We start from the raw sequence: 14,084 nt of genomic DNA, 5'->3' as shown, positions 1-14,084 counted from the left end.
CCGCCAAAACCTGCTGAAAACGGCGGGAATCCGTTCCGCATCTTTTGCCGGGCTGACGCAAGTCTTACAGCCTCGCCACAGCGTAATCCGCGTCCCGTCATGCGCTGTGGCGCCTGGACCCGTGGCACGCAAGCTGCTTCACATCAGGTCTTCGGCTCACAGGAGCGTGACGATGCCACACATGATCTGGAAAGGCGCAATCAGCTTCGGCCTCGTCCACGTGCCGGTGCAGCTGTATCCGGCGACGCAGTCGGAGAAAGTCGGCTTCAATCTGCTGGACAAACGCACGATCGATCCGGTCGGCTACAAGCAGATCAACAAGCGGACCGGCAAGGACGTGACGCGCGAGAACATCGTGCGCGGCTTCGAGTATGAGAAGGACAAATACGTCGTGCTGTCCGACGACGAGATTCGCGCGGCGAATCCCGAATCGACGCAGACGGTGGACATTCTCGCTTTCGTTGATGCCGCCGACATCTCGTTTCTCTATCTCGACACGCCGTATTTCCTGACGCCCGACCGCAAGGGCGAAAAGGTCTACGCGTTGTTGCGCGAGGCGATGAAGTCATCGGGCAAGATCGGCGTGGCGAGCGTCGTGCTGCACAACAAGCAGCATCTGGCGGCGCTGATTCCGCTGGGTCCGGTGCTGGCGCTGAACACGCTGCGCTGGGCCGCCGAAGTGCGCGATCTCGACGAATTCAAGCTGCCCGCCGACGGCACAAAGGCCGCAGGCGTTTCCACTCGCGAACTCGATATGGCGAAGAAGCTGATCGACGACATGAGCGACAAGTGGGACCCGTCGCAATATCACGACACGTTCCGCGACGACATCATGGCGTTAGTCGACAAGAAGGTGCGGGCGGGCAAGACCGAGGAAATCACCGAGATCGAGACGCCGCACGAGTCGCGTCAATCCGCCGATATTCTCGATTTGTCCGATCTGTTGAAGCGCAGTTTGGGGCGCGGTAAGGACAAAGACAAAGGAAAGGCGGCGGCGGGTGGTCGAAAGCGGGCTTCCGCAGCCGGGGACGACGAAGACGACGAAGCGGAAACCGGCGAGAGCGAAGCGCCAGCCCGCAAGAAGCCTCGCGCGACGAAGGCGGCGAGCGCGCCACGCGGGCGAAGCGGCGGCAGTAGTTCCAGCGGCGGTCGCGCGGCGGCGAAGACGGCTGCGTCGTCCCCGGTTCGCAAGCGCAGGGCGGCGGCCTGAGTGCGGTCCTGACCGGGCCGCGCCTGTCGTCGTGATTCCGCTTGCCAGGCGCTATTTCACCCCTCTCTCGATGATGTCATCGCCATGAACGACAGACTCGATCTCTATCAACGCAAACGTCGCTTCGACGAAACGCCGGAGCCTTCGGGCGCGACTACGGCACGTAAGCGGGCGGGGCGCGCGGGCCGTCAAGCGGTGCATGCCGACGCGGACCAAACGCTGTCATACGTGATCCAGGAGCATGACGCGCGGCGTCTGCATTACGACTTCCGGCTCGAATTGAACGGGACGCTGCTTTCATGGGCCGTGCCGAAAGGGCCGAGCCTCGATCCGTCGGTGAAGCGGCTGGCGGTCCATGTCGAAGATCATCCGGTCGAGTATGGCTCGTTCGAAGGCGAAATCCCGGCCGGCAACTACGGCGCGGGCAGCGTGATCGTGTGGGATCGCGGCACGTGGGAGCCGGTCGGCGGATCGGCCGAGGCGGCTCGCACGTACGCTGCGGGCAAGCTCAAATTCAGGCTCCATGGGGAAAAGCTGCGCGGCGGCTGGACGCTGGTGCGCAGTCACATGCGCGGCAGCGGCGACAAGGAGCAATGGCTGCTGATCAAGGAGCGCGACGACGAAGCACGTGGGGAAGCCGAGTACGACATCCTGAAGGAGCAGCCCGGGAGCGTGCTGGGTGAGGGCGGAGCGTCGGTTGGGAAAAAGGGACGCGGTGCGGGCAAGGACGGCGGAAATAGCAGGCGCGCGAACTCGCAAACGGACGAGGGAGAGGATGGCGATGGGCGTCGCACGCGAAGCAAAGGCGCGGGCAAAGCCGTGCCTAAGACTACCGCCAACGCGACCAGTCGAACCGCGCCCGTGCCGGCCACGAAGTCCGCGACTAGAAGCGCCGCCAGAACGGCCGCCAGAACCGCAGCCTCAACGGCCGCAACAAAAACGGCATCGACAAAGCCTGCTGTCCGCAAAAAAGCCAGCGAGTCCCCGAACAAACCCACCGCCTCGGCGAAAGCCACCAGGCGCAGCGATACAAAACCCGCGTCATCCAAAGCCGATCCCAGGCGACCCGACATCGTCGCCACGCGCACCAACGAATCGCTGCGCGAGCTTGCCGCGTCGCCCGCGATCGAAGGGGCGGTCAAGGCACGCCTGCCCGCGACCTTCAAACCGCAACTGGCGACACTCGTCGACAGCGCGCCCGCAGGCGACGACTGGTCGTACGAGATCAAGTTCGACGGCTACCGCGTACTGGTCCGCATCGACCGTGTGTCGAAACGCGGAGTCACGCAGATATTCACGCGCGCCGGTAACGACTGGACCGCGAAATTCGGCAAGCAGGTCGAGGCCGTCGATCAGCTCGAACTCGACAGCGCGTGGCTCGACGGCGAAGCCGTGGTACTCGACGATAACGACGTCCCAAGCTTCCAGGCGCTGCAAAACACGTTCGACGCAAACCGTCCGCAGGACATCGTCATCTACCTGTTCGATGTTCCTTATCTGAACGGCTACGACCTGCGCGACGTGCCGCTCGAACAGCGCCGCGCGATCCTGCGCGCCTTGCTCGAGAACATCGACGACAGTGTGCTGCGATTCTCGAACGACTTCGGATTCAGCGCCGACGAACTGCTCAGGAGCGCCTGCGATATGTCGCTCGAAGGGATCATCGGCAAGCGTCGCGATAGCGGCTACCTGTCCGGCCGTTCGTCGTCGTGGATCAAACTGAAGTGCCGCCGACGCCAGGAATTCGTGATCGGCGGTTATTCGGAACCGTCCGGCAGCCGCGCGTCGTTCGGTGCGCTGCTGCTCGGCGTCTACGACAGCAAAGGCAGACTGAATTACGCAGGCCGAGTCGGCACCGGCTTCGACGCCGCGTTGCTGCGCTCGGTCAAGAAGGCGCTCGACGCGCACGCAAGCAAGGAGATGCCGTTCGCCGCCGCGCCGCGCGAGCGCAGCCGCACAGCGGTTCACTGGGTCGAGCCGGTGCTAGTCGCCGAATGCAATTTCGCCGAGTGGACCAGCGACGGCATCGTGCGCCAGGCGTCGTTCGTCAGCTTGCGCGACGACAAACCGGCACGCCAGATCGTCAAGGAAGCATCCCGTCAAGGAGTCGATGTGCAACAGGAAACCGATATCCGTCACGAAGGTGCCGCTGAAGCTGAAGCTGAAGTCGAGGCCGCGCCGAAGAAACGCGCGTCGTCGAAGAGTGGGGTGGGTAAGACGGTGTCCGCGAAGACTACTGCTGCGAAGGCTGCTGGTGCGAAGACGGCTACTGCAAAAACGCCTGCTGCAAAGACGGCGACTGCAAAAACACCAGCTACAAAAACCTCCGCCACAAAAAAATCCAACGCCACAGAACAAATCGCCGGCGTACGCGTATCCCACCCCGACCGCGTGATCGATAGCAGCACCGGCGCACGCAAGATCGATCTCGTCCGGTATTACGAAGCGGTGGCCGACTGGATGCTGCCGCATCTCAAGGACCGGCCGGTGTCGCTGGTGCGCGCGCCCGAGGACATCGGCGGAGAACTGTTTTTTCAGAAGCACAGCCAGAAACTGTCGATTCCGAATGTCACCCAGCATCCCGGCCTCGACGCCGGCCATCCGCCGCTGATCACCGTCGACGTACTCAACGCGCTGGTCGGTGCCGCGCAAATGGGCACCGTCGAATTTCACACGTGGAATGCGCTGGTATCGAACATCGAAAAACCCGACCGGATGGTGTTCGATCTCGACCCCGATGCGTCGCTCGGCTGGGAACGCATGATCGAAGCCGCGCAACTCACGCGCTCACTGCTCGAAGAACTCGGTCTCGAATCGTTTTGCAAGACGAGCGGCGGCAAAGGGCTGCATGTCGTTGTGCCGCTCGCAAAACAGGCCGGCTGGGACGAGGTGAAGGACTTTTCGCAAGCCGTCGCGCAGCACATGGCCGCCACGCTGCCGAAGTATTTCAGCGCAAAGATGGGCGCGCAGAACCGCAAGCAGAAAATCTTCGTCGATTACCTGCGCAATAACCGTGGATCGAGCACGGTCGCCGCATTCTCGGCGCGCGCGCGGCCTGGTCTCGGTGTATCGGTGCCGCTATCGTGGGACGAAGTCGCCGCGACCACGGCGGGCGATCAATGGACCATCCAGAACCTGCACGAGCGGCTCGCCGATCTGAAGAAAGATCCTTGGGCTGCTTACGCGAAGACACGGCAGCGGATTACCGCGGCCATGAGAAAACGCCTCGACGAAGCGCAGTAAGCGCCGGTCGGCGGAATTTATTCAACGAGAAAAGGGAGCACGTCATGAAGACTTCACCGCAATCATCGGATGGCGACAAGCTGGCGGGTACGCAGAGCAGCAAGCCTGGCGACAAGCAGGCTGATCCGCATGCCGACAAGCAGCCTCGCTCGATGCAGGACGCTGCCGCGCCGTTGCCGCACGAGACCGACCAGAATCCCGAATCGCAACACGAGGACGAGCCGCGCCACGTGGGTAAACAGGCGCATCGCGATGTCGAGCGCGGGCTGAAGGATACGGACCGGCGCGGCGGCGACGAGTATCAGCAGAAGACGCAGAACGACGCGCATACCGATGTCAATTCCGATGGGAAGCGGGCGGGGGCGGCAGGGCAGCGCAAGCATTGAGTGGTTCGGGCCGTGGTTCGCAGAGGCGGTTGCGGCGAAGGTTCGCCGAAACGCCGCAATTCTCGATGCCCGGTCGCGCGCGTCCTCGCGTCTATTGCCAGTGTGACTTGTCACACGCCAAACGACTCGGCTCCGGATGCGGCGCTCACCTCGGCGCCACATCCCAATACGGCGGATCACCGAAATGCGCAGCAAGGAACTCGATGAAAGCGAGCGTTTTGGGCGGTACGAACGCGCGGCTCGGATAAACCGCCCAGATCGCGACGTTATCCACCAGCGGGTAAGCATCGAGCACGCTGACCAGTTCGCCGCTGCGCAAATAGGGCGCCACGTCCCACGTCGATTTCAGCGCGATGCCGAATCCGGCGAGCAGCGCGTCGCGGATCACCTCGCCGTTGTCGGTGACGAGGCGCCCGCTCACGCGTACCTCAAGCGGGCCTGCCGGCGTCACGAACGCCCAGTCGCGCTGGTCCGACAGAATCACGCACTCGTGCCGGGTCAAATCCGATGGATGATGCGGCATGCCGCGTGCGGCGAGATACGCGGGCGATGCGCACAGCACGCGCCGGTTGACCGCGAGCCGCCGCGCAACCAGCGACGAATCCTTCAGCGCGCCGATCCGGATCGCCACGTCGATTCCGGCATCGACGAGATCGACCAGTTGATCGGTCAGGCGCAAATCGACGCTCACGCCCGGATAACGTCTCAAGAACTCGCTGATCACCGGCGACACATGCTGGCGTCCGAACGACGATGTCATCGACACCCGCAAGCGGCCCTGCGGCTCGGTCTGCGCGCGGCCGACCGACGCGCGTGCGGCGGCCGCCGCGTCGAGCAGCGCCTCGGCGCGCGTCATGAAGACTTCACCGTCCTGCGTGAGGCTGATACGGCGTGTGGTCCGGTGCAACAGCCGCGCGCCGAGCAGCTTTTCGAGCTGCGCGATGCGCGAACTCGCGACCGCCGCGGATAAACCGAATTCGCGTCCCGCCGCCGATACATTGGCAAGCAGCGCGGCGCGTACGAACAACGCGACATCGAGCAGATCGAGCCGCTCGCGCTCAGCGGACGGGGAAAGCGTCATTATCTGGAAAATCCAAAAGATGTTTTAGTCATTATGATGGTTTTGCGAGAAGAAGAGGCATCGTACGATTACGCCTATGGATCGACGGCATCAAGAGGGCGTTGCGCTCGCGAAACATGCCAGCCAACCGGACCAGCCGCCGATCTTCGTCAAACCTCAAATCCGAACAAACAGGAGTTGCCATGAAAGCCATTGGTCTCTATCGCTATCTCCCAATCGATCACGCCGAATCGCTGGTCGATGTCGACATCCCGACGCCCGAAGCCACCGGCCGCGACCTGCTGGTGAAAGTCGAGGCGATTTCCGTCAATCCGGTCGACACCAAGGTGCGCGCGCCGAAAGATACCGTCGAAAAGACGCCGCGCGTGCTCGGCTGGGACGCCGCCGGCACAGTTGTCGCGGTCGGCCCGGATGTCACGTTGTTCAAGGTCGGCGATCCGGTGTTTTATGCGGGCAGCATTACGCGTCCGGGGGCGAACAGCGAGTTTCATCTGGTCGACGAGCGGATCGTCGGCCGCAAACCGGCATCGCTCGATTTCACGCACGCGGCCGCGTTGCCGTTGACCGCGATTACCGCGTGGGAAGCGCTGTTCGACCGCCTCGGCGTATCGCCGCAAGGCGCGCATGAAGGCCGCAGCGTGCTGATTTTCGGCGGCGCGGGCGGGGTCGGCTCGATCGGCATCCAACTCGCGAAGCAAATGGCGAAGCTGAAGGTGATCGCGACCGCTTCGCGCCCCGAATCGGCGAAGTGGGCGAAGGAACTGGGTGCGGACCACATCGTCGATCATTTCGGCGATCTGCCCGCGCAGTTGAAGGAACTCGGTATCGATCAGGTCGATTACGTACTGATTTTCAACGACACCGACAAGAATTTCCCGGCTGCGGCCGAAGTGATCGCGCCGCAGGGCAGCATCGCGACGATCGTCGAAAACAGCGAGCCGGTACCGGTCGAGTTGCTGAAGGCGAAAAGCGCCGCGTTTCACTGGGAGTTCATGTTCACGCGTTCGATGTTCGGCACGCCCGACATGATCGAACAGCACAAGCTGCTGACCGAGGTCGCACGTCTGGTCGATGCGGGCACGTTGCGCACCACGGTCGGACAGGATTTCGGCAAGATCAACGCGGAGAATCTGCGTAGCGCGCATCGGCTGCTTGAAGAAGGGCGTGCAATCGGCAAGGTCGTCCTGACGGGATTCTGATCGCCCGCTGAGCGTGTTTCGCCGATAAAGCATGGCCAGTGCCGCAGCGATGCGCACTGGCCATGTTTATTTGCGCGTACGTTTGGGCGCGGTTAACCAGGGGCATTGGAGTGCGCGGGTTTGTGCAATGCAACGCGCGGCGACATCGTTTTAAAACGTGTTGTGCAGACACACTGACCACTCGGCTCACGCACGGAAAACTCGTTCCGCAAGCGGGTTAACTCCCAAGCTTGCGCCCCGCACGAAGGGTCGCGCTTGGGATTAGACTGGTAAAGCATCACGCTAAAACAGTTGCGTGTCTCGTGATCCAGCTGGCCGCAGAACGGTGTCAATCATGACCCGTTGCGTCGGCAGTACACAGGCAATGGCAGTAGCGCCGTTACGGGCGCGCAGCGGCACAACAACGAGGTGACAGTATGAGCTCCAGCTTCAAACTCTCCGCCGTTTCCGCTGTTTCCACTGTCTCAGTGATTGCTTCTCTCGCTTGCGCGTTCGCGCCCGCCCTGGTCGTGCAGCAGGCCCACGCGGCCACGCCGATCACGGTGACCTCGCAGGCCGCTCTCGATGGTCCGATTCGCTACACGGTCCGCGTCACGTCGAAACAGTTCGGCAATTCCCAGGAAACCCGCACGATCCGCTCTGGCGAGTCGGACGATTTCACCTGGAAGACCGTGCCTCCGGGCGGTCCCGTAGCCGGCACGGACGACTGCCCGAACTATTCGTCGCTGCCGGTCGATACCAACGGCGCGATGATCCGTCAGACGCAGATCCGCTTTGCGCCGGTTGTCGCCGGCGACGGCACGGCGACTGTGCAGATGAACTTCCAGGCGCAAACTCCGCACGGCGTGAAGACGGTGACGAACGGCGGCAAGACGCTCAAGTGTCCGAACGACGTAACCGTCAGCCAGATTCTGCGTTTTACGATGCCGGTCAACGGCAGCACGAAAACGCTGACGCTCAATGACGGCACGGAAGTGGCGATCAGCGCGAAGCGGTGACCGTCGTGTTGTGCGAAGCGTGCAATGCGGTGAGGGCAGTTTGCGTGTTGGTCGCGCGTTGATGGCTGGCGAGCGGACCGAAGCAGAGGTCCGCTACGTGTCGTGTCACGACCGCGTTGCATAGCGCAAGCGCGCATGCCGCTCAGCGTCACTGAACATGGCCCGAGCGGCATCCGCAGAGCGACGTTAGCCGCGCTTCGCCGCCGCCCGTTCCACCAGCCGCGCGGACAAAAACCGGTGCTCTGCCGAAAACAGCCGCCGGTACGTCAGCAGCACCGCGCCCACTGTCCCCAACGCGGACGACGCCGCAATCAGAAACATGATCACGATCTGATACCGGACCGCCTGCAACGGCGACTGACCCGCCAGCACCTGACCGGTCATCATGCCGGGCAGGCTGACCACGCCGACCACCGCCATCTGGTTCAGCGTCGGCATCATCCCCGCGCGCACCGCCTGACGCGCCGGCGCCTGCGCCGCTTCCCAGCGGGTCGCACCGAGCGCCAGCGCCATGTCGACACGATCGCGCCGGGCGGTCAGTTCCTCGGTCATCCGTTCGATTCCGAGCGACACGCCCGTCAACGTATTGCCGAGAATCATTCCGAGGATCGGAATCGCGTATTGCGGCTCGTACCACGGGTGAATGCGGATCACGACGAACAGCCCGACCGCCGCCACCAGCCACGAACTGACCCAGATCGACAGCACGCTGTCCGCGCGCTGCCCGGCGTAAGTGCGGCTGCCGCGATTCGCACCCGCGAACCCGGCGATCAGCGTCATCAGGATCATCAGCGGCAGCACGACGAACCAGTGGTCGTAGCGGAACACCCAGCCGAGCACATAGCCGATGGCCAGCAACTGGACCACGGTGCGCACCGCCGCCCACGCAAGCTTGCGCTCCAGATCGAGCTTCAGCGCCACCGACACCACGCCGTTCACGACGATCAGCAGCGCGGCAATCGCGACGTCCCAGAGACTCAGGTTTTGCAGGGTCATCGCGCGGCCTCCTCGTGCGCGGGCGATGGCGCCGCGCTTTCGTCCAGCACGCCTGCACGCATGGTCAGATGGCGCTCGCTCATGCGCGCGGCCTGGGCCGGATCGTGCGAGACCCACATCGACGCGTGACGTGACGGATCGGCGTCGAACCACGCCTTCACGAGACCTTCGATCGCCTGCGACGACTCGGGATCGAGCGACGCGGTCGGCTCGTCGAGCAGCAGCACTTCGGGCGTCAGTTGCAGCACGCGGATCAGCGCGGCGATCTGCGCTTCACCGCCGGAGAGTTCGCTCGCGCGCTGGTCGAGAAAGTTTGCGCTGCGGCCGGCCTGCACCGCGAGGCTCGCCGCCCGCGCGCGATCGAAACGCACGTCGCGATAGGTGCGCAACTCGAACGGATAGCGAAGGTTGTCTTCGACCGTGCCGTCGAGCAATGCGGGCCGCTGCCGGATATACGCGACGTTGCGCCGATAGCGTGGAATCGCCGCGCGCTCGACCGGCGCGCCGTGCCACAGCACGCGCCCGGCATCGAGCGGATCGAGCAGCGCGAGCGCGCGCAGAAACACGCTCTTGCCCGAGCCGGACGGCCCGGTGATGGCGACGCGATCACCCGCGCGCAACGCGAAGGTAGTGGGCTGCAACAGCGTCTGGTCGCGCTGTGGATCGCGCCGGACGATGCCGTCGGCGAGAACAAGGGGGACGTCGGTCATGAGTGGGATCGTAGCGGCGTAGTGGGGGCACTGCGCCATCTATCTAACCGCTCGGCGAGCCGCCGTCAATAGACGTGCGGCCGATGAGCCCTCAGCCGAGCGGAAACTCAGCCGATGATCTGAAGGTGTTCCGCCAGAATCGTGCAGCCGATCGCGATCAGCACGACGCCGCCCGCCATCTCCGCGCGCCTGCCGGCCACGTGACCGATGACCCGTCCGAGCAGCACGCCGATGGTCACCATCAGCGTGGTGGCGAGTCCGATTGCAGCGGCCGTGGAGTAAATGTTGACGTCGACGAACGCGAGGCCCGCGCCGACCGCCATCGCGTCGATGCTCGTTGCGAAGCCGGTGACGGCCAGCAGCCAGAACGAATGGGTCGCGGGTTTTTCCTCTTCAGCCTGCGGCGTGCGAAAGCCGTTGCGCACCATGCGCGCGCCGAGCACGAGCAGCAGCGCGAACGCGATCCAGTGATCCCACGCGGATACGTATTGCGCCGCCGCCTTGCCGAGGAACCAGCCGATCAGCGGCGTGAGCGCCTCGATGGCACCGAAGATAAGCCCGGTGCGCAGCGCTTCGCGCCAGTGCGGACGATGCAGCGTCGCGCCTTTGCCGATGGCGGCTGCGAAGGCGTCGGTGGACATGGCGAAAGCGAGGAACAGTGTGGCGACAGGATTCATGACAGGAGTGGCTCGAGGTCCATGGTCGGGCGGAAAACCGCGACACACCGCCGCGCCCGACCGGTCGCGTGATGTGTCGATGGTCTTGCCAACCTGACGGCTACCTGCACCACGGTCTGCGCGACCGAGAATGTTGATGCAGGCGCTTCTGGGTAGAAGCCGGCTACTCCCCAAAGACAGGGCGCAAGCTTAACACGTCAGAAAGCATTCTGTAATAAATAGCCTGTGTTGACGGGGGGTTTGCGTGAAGGGCTATTTGACGAGATCGTCCAGACGTTCGTCGTCGATACCGGCGGGTTCGAGGTGCGCGGTGACATCGGCGGACTGGAACAGTTGCTGGACCGCTTTTTCCGCGTTGTCGCTGATCGTGTGGCCCTCGTTGACCGTGAGCGAGCCTTCCACTTCGACGTGGAACTCGACGAACACGCGGTCGCCGCCGTCGCGTGTGCGGATATCGTGCACGTTCTGCACGCCGTCGCAGCCTCGCACGGCCGCCTCGATACGCTCGCGGTCGGGCATGTCCAGCTCACGGTCGAGCAACTGCACCAACGCCTGCGCGGCCATGCCTCGCGCGTTCCACAGCATGTACAACGAGATGACGATGGCGCCGGTCGCATCGGCGCGCGACCAGTCGAGAAAATGGTCGAGCAGCAGCGCGGCCAGCACCGTCAGGTTGACGGCGACATCGGTCGCGTAGTGCGCGCGATCGGCGGCAATGGCGGTGGAGCCGGTGCGCCTGACCACCAGCGTCTGCATGCCGACGAGTCCGGCTGCGGCCAGCGAGCTGCCCACGATCACCGCAATGCCGAAGCCGGTCTGATTCAGCGGTTGCGGATCGAAGAAGCGGCGTGTCGATTCGACGCCGAGTCCGACCGCCGCGCCTGCCAGCAGCAGCGCCTGAACGAAGGCCGCGATCGCTTCGGCTTTGCCGTGTCCATAGCGATGACCTTGATCGACCGGACGCGCCGCATAACGGACGCCTGCAAAGGTCACCGACGAAGCGAGGACATCGACGAGGCCATCGGCGGCGGAGGTCAGCAGCGAGATGGAGCCCGTGGCGAGCCATGCCCATACCTTGACGACGACGAGAATCAGCGCGACCGCCAGAGCAACGATGGAGGCCATGCGGCGGAGTGCTTCATCGGACATGCGTTCGGACATCGTTGCGGTCTTCGGTCGTGGCGATAGGCGAATGAGACCACGCTTTGCGGGTCAATGGATAGGCCTGTGAAGGAATGCAGGTCACGCTTGCATAAACAAGAAAAGGTTGAAGCAGTCAGCCGCTTCAACCTTTATGTGGGCATGCTGGTTTCAGCCTGCCTTGCGGATCGGCGCAAAGCGCCGCTTGCCGAGCACCGGCGTCAAACGCCGGAAACGCTCCCGCTTATGTTCTTCTTCGAAATGGCTCAGCGACGGTTTGACCAGATCGCTGCGCGACACGATTCCCACGAGGCGCATGCTCTTGCGATCTTCGACCACCGGCAGCCGTTCGAGATTGTGGACGGCCAGTCTTGTTGCAACGAGACGGCAGGTTTCGGAAGGCAACGCGTAGGTGGGGCTCATCTGCGCGAAGACGTCGGCGAGAAGTGCGGCGCGTTTGACTTCTGCGTTTTCCCGGCAGAATTGCTCGAGCAGCGCCCGATCGGCCACGCCGATCACCGCGTCATCACGCAAGACGGGATACGCGCGGCGCGTCTGATTTGCGCCGAAAAACTTCTGCAAGGTTTCGCCGACCGTCGCGCCTGCGTCGATCGAATCGACGGTGGGCGTCATCACTTCGTCGACGAAGTGACGCTCGAGCGGATCGACCCCGTACTCGCGATAGATGTGATAACCACGGCGCGCGATTTTCTCCGTCATGATCGAGCGGCGCATCACGACGGCCGAAAAGCCGTGTGCGATCAGCGTGGCGGTCAGCAACGGCAGCAGCGCGTTGGCGTCGTGAGTCAGGCCGAAGGCGAACACGATCGCGGTCAGCGGTGCGCCAAGCGTTGCGCCGAGCGTCGCGGCCATGCACACGAGCGGCCACAACGCCGGCTGATTGCCCGGCAGCCAGTGCGACAGCACCGTGCCCAAACCCGCGCCGAGCATCAACAGCGGGGCGAGAACGCCGCCCGACGTGCCGGACCCGAGCGCCACGACCCACATCACCGCCTTCACGGCGAGCAGTGCGAGCGCGATCTGCAAGGCGATGTGCTGATGCAGAAGATCGCCGATCACGTCGTAACCGACGCCGAGCGCGCGCGGCTCCAGCCATCCGCCGATGCCGACCACGACGCCGCCGAGCGCGGGCCACCACATCCAGTGAATCGGCAGCTTGCCGAACAGGTCCTCGGTCTTGTACAGCGCGGCGGAAAGTCCGGACGCCAGCGCGCCCGACAACAATCCGGCGATCACGCACGACAACAGCGCCCAGCTGTCCGGCGCGGCAGTTTCAAGCGGGAACAGCGGACCTGTGCCGAAGAAAAGCGCGCGGGCAAAACCGGCGACCGCGCACGCGATTGCGACCGGCAGGAAACTGCGCGGCCGCCATTCGAACAGCAGCAGTTCGACCGCCAGCAGCACGGCGGCCACCGGCGTGCCGAACACCGCCGTCATACCGGCGGCCGCGCCCGCGACCAGCAGCGTCTTGCGTTCGGCGGCGGTGACTTTCACGCATTGCGCGATCAGCGAGCCGAGTGCGCCGCCGGTCATGATGATCGGACCTTCCGCGCCGAACGGGCCGCCGCTGCCGATCACGATGCCCGACGACAGCGGCTTGAGCACCGCCACTTTCGGCGACATGCGGCTCTTGCCGAACAGGATCGCTTCGATGGCTTCGGGAATGCCGTGTCCGCGAATTTTTTCGGAGCCGAAGCGCGCCATCAAGCCGACGATCAGACCGCCCGCCACCGGCACGCCGATCACCCAGAGGCCGAGCGTGTTGCCCGCAGGCGAGCGTTCGGCGAACGATAGCGTGCCGAAGAAAAACAGATTGGTGAACAGATGAATCAGGTTCAGCAAGACGAAGGCGGCGAGCGTGCTGACCGCGCCGATGCAGGCCGCCAGAACGAAGATGCCGGGCAGCCGCGCGTTGGCCGCGAAGTCGCGCTTATGGGAGTCCATGCTCATGATCAGTCGAGGTCGATCTGTGGAATCTGGAACGCACCTTCAAGCGATTTCAACTCTGCCCGGTGCAGTTCGGCGAGCCGTGCGAGCACGCGTTCACCGGCTTTTTCAAGGTGGACTTCCACCTGACGGCGATCGTTGTCGCTGACCTGGCGGCGCACGAGTTCGAGCGCTTCGCAACGCGATACCAGCGCGACAACGCCGTGATGTTGCGACTGAAGCCGCTCCGCCAGTTCGCCGACGGTTGCCCAGTCGCGGTCGGGATAGCCCTTGATATGCAGCAGCAACAGATACTGCAACGGCGTGATGCCTTCGCTCTGCGCGGCCTGTTCCGAGAACCGTTCGAAGCGGCGCATCTGATAGCGAAACTCGGACAGTTGCTCGAAGTCGGCTTTATTCAGCCCGCGAGTGCGTGTTTTCATTGGAGACCTGCCGGTGCGGAGAAACGACGAATATATCACATGATGATGTATTTT

General features: G+C 63.8%; 12 protein-coding genes and 1 riboswitch. Of the genes, 5 read left to right on the top strand and 7 right to left on the bottom strand.

The annotated features are described in order from the left end of the window. The first annotated feature begins 172 nt into the window (after nucleotides 1–172). The 3 genes from ABH945_RS07095 to ABH945_RS07085 all read left to right on the top strand — a co-directional run bounded on the left by ABH945_RS07095 (nucleotide 173) and on the right by ABH945_RS07085 (nucleotide 4,839). Nucleotides 173–1,210, top strand: coding sequence for a Ku protein (locus ABH945_RS07095; protein WP_429250122.1), 1,038 nt, complete (start codon nucleotides 173–175; stop codon nucleotides 1,208–1,210). 84 nt (nucleotides 1,211–1,294) lie between these two features. Next, the gene (gene ligD / locus ABH945_RS07090; protein WP_429250121.1) at nucleotides 1,295–4,453 is read left to right on the top strand and encodes a DNA ligase D; all 3,159 of its coding nucleotides are present in this window, start codon (nucleotides 1,295–1,297) and stop codon (nucleotides 4,451–4,453) included. A 44-nt stretch (nucleotides 4,454–4,497) separates the two neighbouring features. Beyond that, complete coding sequence (locus ABH945_RS07085; protein ID WP_429250120.1) at nucleotides 4,498–4,839, top strand: hypothetical protein; 342 nt, start codon at nucleotides 4,498–4,500, stop codon at nucleotides 4,837–4,839. A gap of 145 nt (nucleotides 4,840–4,984) precedes the next feature. Here ABH945_RS07085 and ABH945_RS07080 read toward each other — a convergent pair whose 3' ends face one another. Then, a complete protein-coding gene (locus tag ABH945_RS07080) occupies nucleotides 4,985–5,920 on the bottom strand; it encodes a LysR family transcriptional regulator (RefSeq protein ID WP_429250119.1) in 936 nt (311 codons plus the stop codon). Between the two features lie 182 nt (nucleotides 5,921–6,102). Here ABH945_RS07080 and ABH945_RS07075 point away from each other — a divergent pair, with 182 nt between their 5' ends. Continuing rightward, the gene (locus ABH945_RS07075) at nucleotides 6,103–7,119 is read left to right on the top strand and encodes a zinc-binding alcohol dehydrogenase family protein (RefSeq protein WP_429250118.1); all 1,017 of its coding nucleotides are present in this window, start codon (nucleotides 6,103–6,105) and stop codon (nucleotides 7,117–7,119) included. Nucleotides 7,120–7,535: 416 nt separating this feature from the next. Further along, nucleotides 7,536–8,117 (top strand): DUF6013 family protein, encoded by a 582-nt coding sequence (locus ABH945_RS07070; RefSeq protein WP_074763918.1) that lies wholly within the window; start codon nucleotides 7,536–7,538, stop codon nucleotides 8,115–8,117. Nucleotides 8,118–8,303: 186 nt separating this feature from the next. On the opposite strand, the gene ABH945_RS07065 is transcribed toward ABH945_RS07070, so the two are convergent. The 6 genes from ABH945_RS07065 to ABH945_RS07040 form a co-directional block, all read right to left on the bottom strand. Next, a complete protein-coding gene (locus tag ABH945_RS07065) occupies nucleotides 8,304–9,113 on the bottom strand; it encodes an ABC transporter permease (RefSeq protein WP_074763919.1) in 810 nt (269 codons plus the stop codon). Continuing rightward, entirely contained in the window at nucleotides 9,110–9,823 is a 714-nt protein-coding gene (locus tag ABH945_RS07060; protein WP_429250117.1) for an ABC transporter ATP-binding protein, read from the bottom strand. Before ABH945_RS07060 ends, ABH945_RS07065 begins: the two co-directional genes overlap by 4 nt. A 107-nt stretch (nucleotides 9,824–9,930) precedes the next feature. Further along, nucleotides 9,931–10,500, bottom strand: a complete 570-nt coding sequence (gene mntP, locus ABH945_RS07055; protein WP_429250116.1) for a manganese efflux pump MntP — start codon at nucleotides 10,498–10,500, stop codon at nucleotides 9,931–9,933. 17 nt (nucleotides 10,501–10,517) lie between these two features. Then, a riboswitch (yybP-ykoY riboswitch) is annotated at nucleotides 10,518–10,684 on the bottom strand. A gap of 68 nt (nucleotides 10,685–10,752) precedes the next feature. Beyond that, entirely contained in the window at nucleotides 10,753–11,661 is a 909-nt protein-coding gene (locus ABH945_RS07050) for a cation diffusion facilitator family transporter (protein WP_429250115.1), read from the bottom strand. Between the two features lie 150 nt (nucleotides 11,662–11,811). Then, nucleotides 11,812–13,611, bottom strand: coding sequence for a chloride channel protein (locus ABH945_RS07045; RefSeq protein WP_429250114.1), 1,800 nt, complete (start codon nucleotides 13,609–13,611; stop codon nucleotides 11,812–11,814). Between the two features lie 2 nt (nucleotides 13,612–13,613). Further along, the gene (locus tag ABH945_RS07040; RefSeq protein ID WP_074763924.1) at nucleotides 13,614–14,030 is read right to left on the bottom strand and encodes a MarR family winged helix-turn-helix transcriptional regulator; all 417 of its coding nucleotides are present in this window, start codon (nucleotides 14,028–14,030) and stop codon (nucleotides 13,614–13,616) included. Nucleotides 14,031–14,084 lie beyond the last annotated feature (54 nt).

The sequence above is a fragment of the Paraburkholderia sp. GAS333 genome (assembly GCF_050435665.1).
GTDB lineage: Bacteria > Pseudomonadota > Gammaproteobacteria > Burkholderiales > Burkholderiaceae > Paraburkholderia > Paraburkholderia fungorum_A.
The sequence above is the reverse complement of the archived record's forward strand: the minus strand, read 5'-3'. Positions and strand labels throughout refer to the sequence as shown.

What these genes read in the sequence shown, in the direction of transcription:
- ABH945_RS07045 (WP_429250114.1), bottom strand. Translation starts at nt 13,611, where the DNA reads ATGAGCATGGACTCCCATAAGCGCGACTTCGCGGCCAACGCGCGGCTG.
- ABH945_RS07050 (WP_429250115.1), bottom strand. Translation starts at nt 11,661, where the DNA reads ATGTCCGAACGCATGTCCGATGAAGCACTCCGCCGCATGGCCTCCATC.
- ABH945_RS07085 (WP_429250120.1), top strand. Translation starts at nt 4,498, where the DNA reads ATGAAGACTTCACCGCAATCATCGGATGGCGACAAGCTGGCGGGTACG.
- ABH945_RS07040 (WP_074763924.1), bottom strand. Translation starts at nt 14,030, where the DNA reads ATGAAAACACGCACTCGCGGGCTGAATAAAGCCGACTTCGAGCAACTG.
- ligD (WP_429250121.1), top strand. Translation starts at nt 1,295, where the DNA reads ATGAACGACAGACTCGATCTCTATCAACGCAAACGTCGCTTCGACGAA.
- ABH945_RS07070 (WP_074763918.1), top strand. Translation starts at nt 7,536, where the DNA reads ATGAGCTCCAGCTTCAAACTCTCCGCCGTTTCCGCTGTTTCCACTGTC.
- ABH945_RS07095 (WP_429250122.1), top strand. Translation starts at nt 173, where the DNA reads ATGCCACACATGATCTGGAAAGGCGCAATCAGCTTCGGCCTCGTCCAC.
- ABH945_RS07080 (WP_429250119.1), bottom strand. Translation starts at nt 5,920, where the DNA reads ATGACGCTTTCCCCGTCCGCTGAGCGCGAGCGGCTCGATCTGCTCGAT.
- ABH945_RS07075 (WP_429250118.1), top strand. Translation starts at nt 6,103, where the DNA reads ATGAAAGCCATTGGTCTCTATCGCTATCTCCCAATCGATCACGCCGAA.
- ABH945_RS07065 (WP_074763919.1), bottom strand. Translation starts at nt 9,113, where the DNA reads ATGACCCTGCAAAACCTGAGTCTCTGGGACGTCGCGATTGCCGCGCTG.
- mntP (WP_429250116.1), bottom strand. Translation starts at nt 10,500, where the DNA reads ATGAATCCTGTCGCCACACTGTTCCTCGCTTTCGCCATGTCCACCGAC.
- ABH945_RS07060 (WP_429250117.1), bottom strand. Translation starts at nt 9,823, where the DNA reads ATGACCGACGTCCCCCTTGTTCTCGCCGACGGCATCGTCCGGCGCGAT.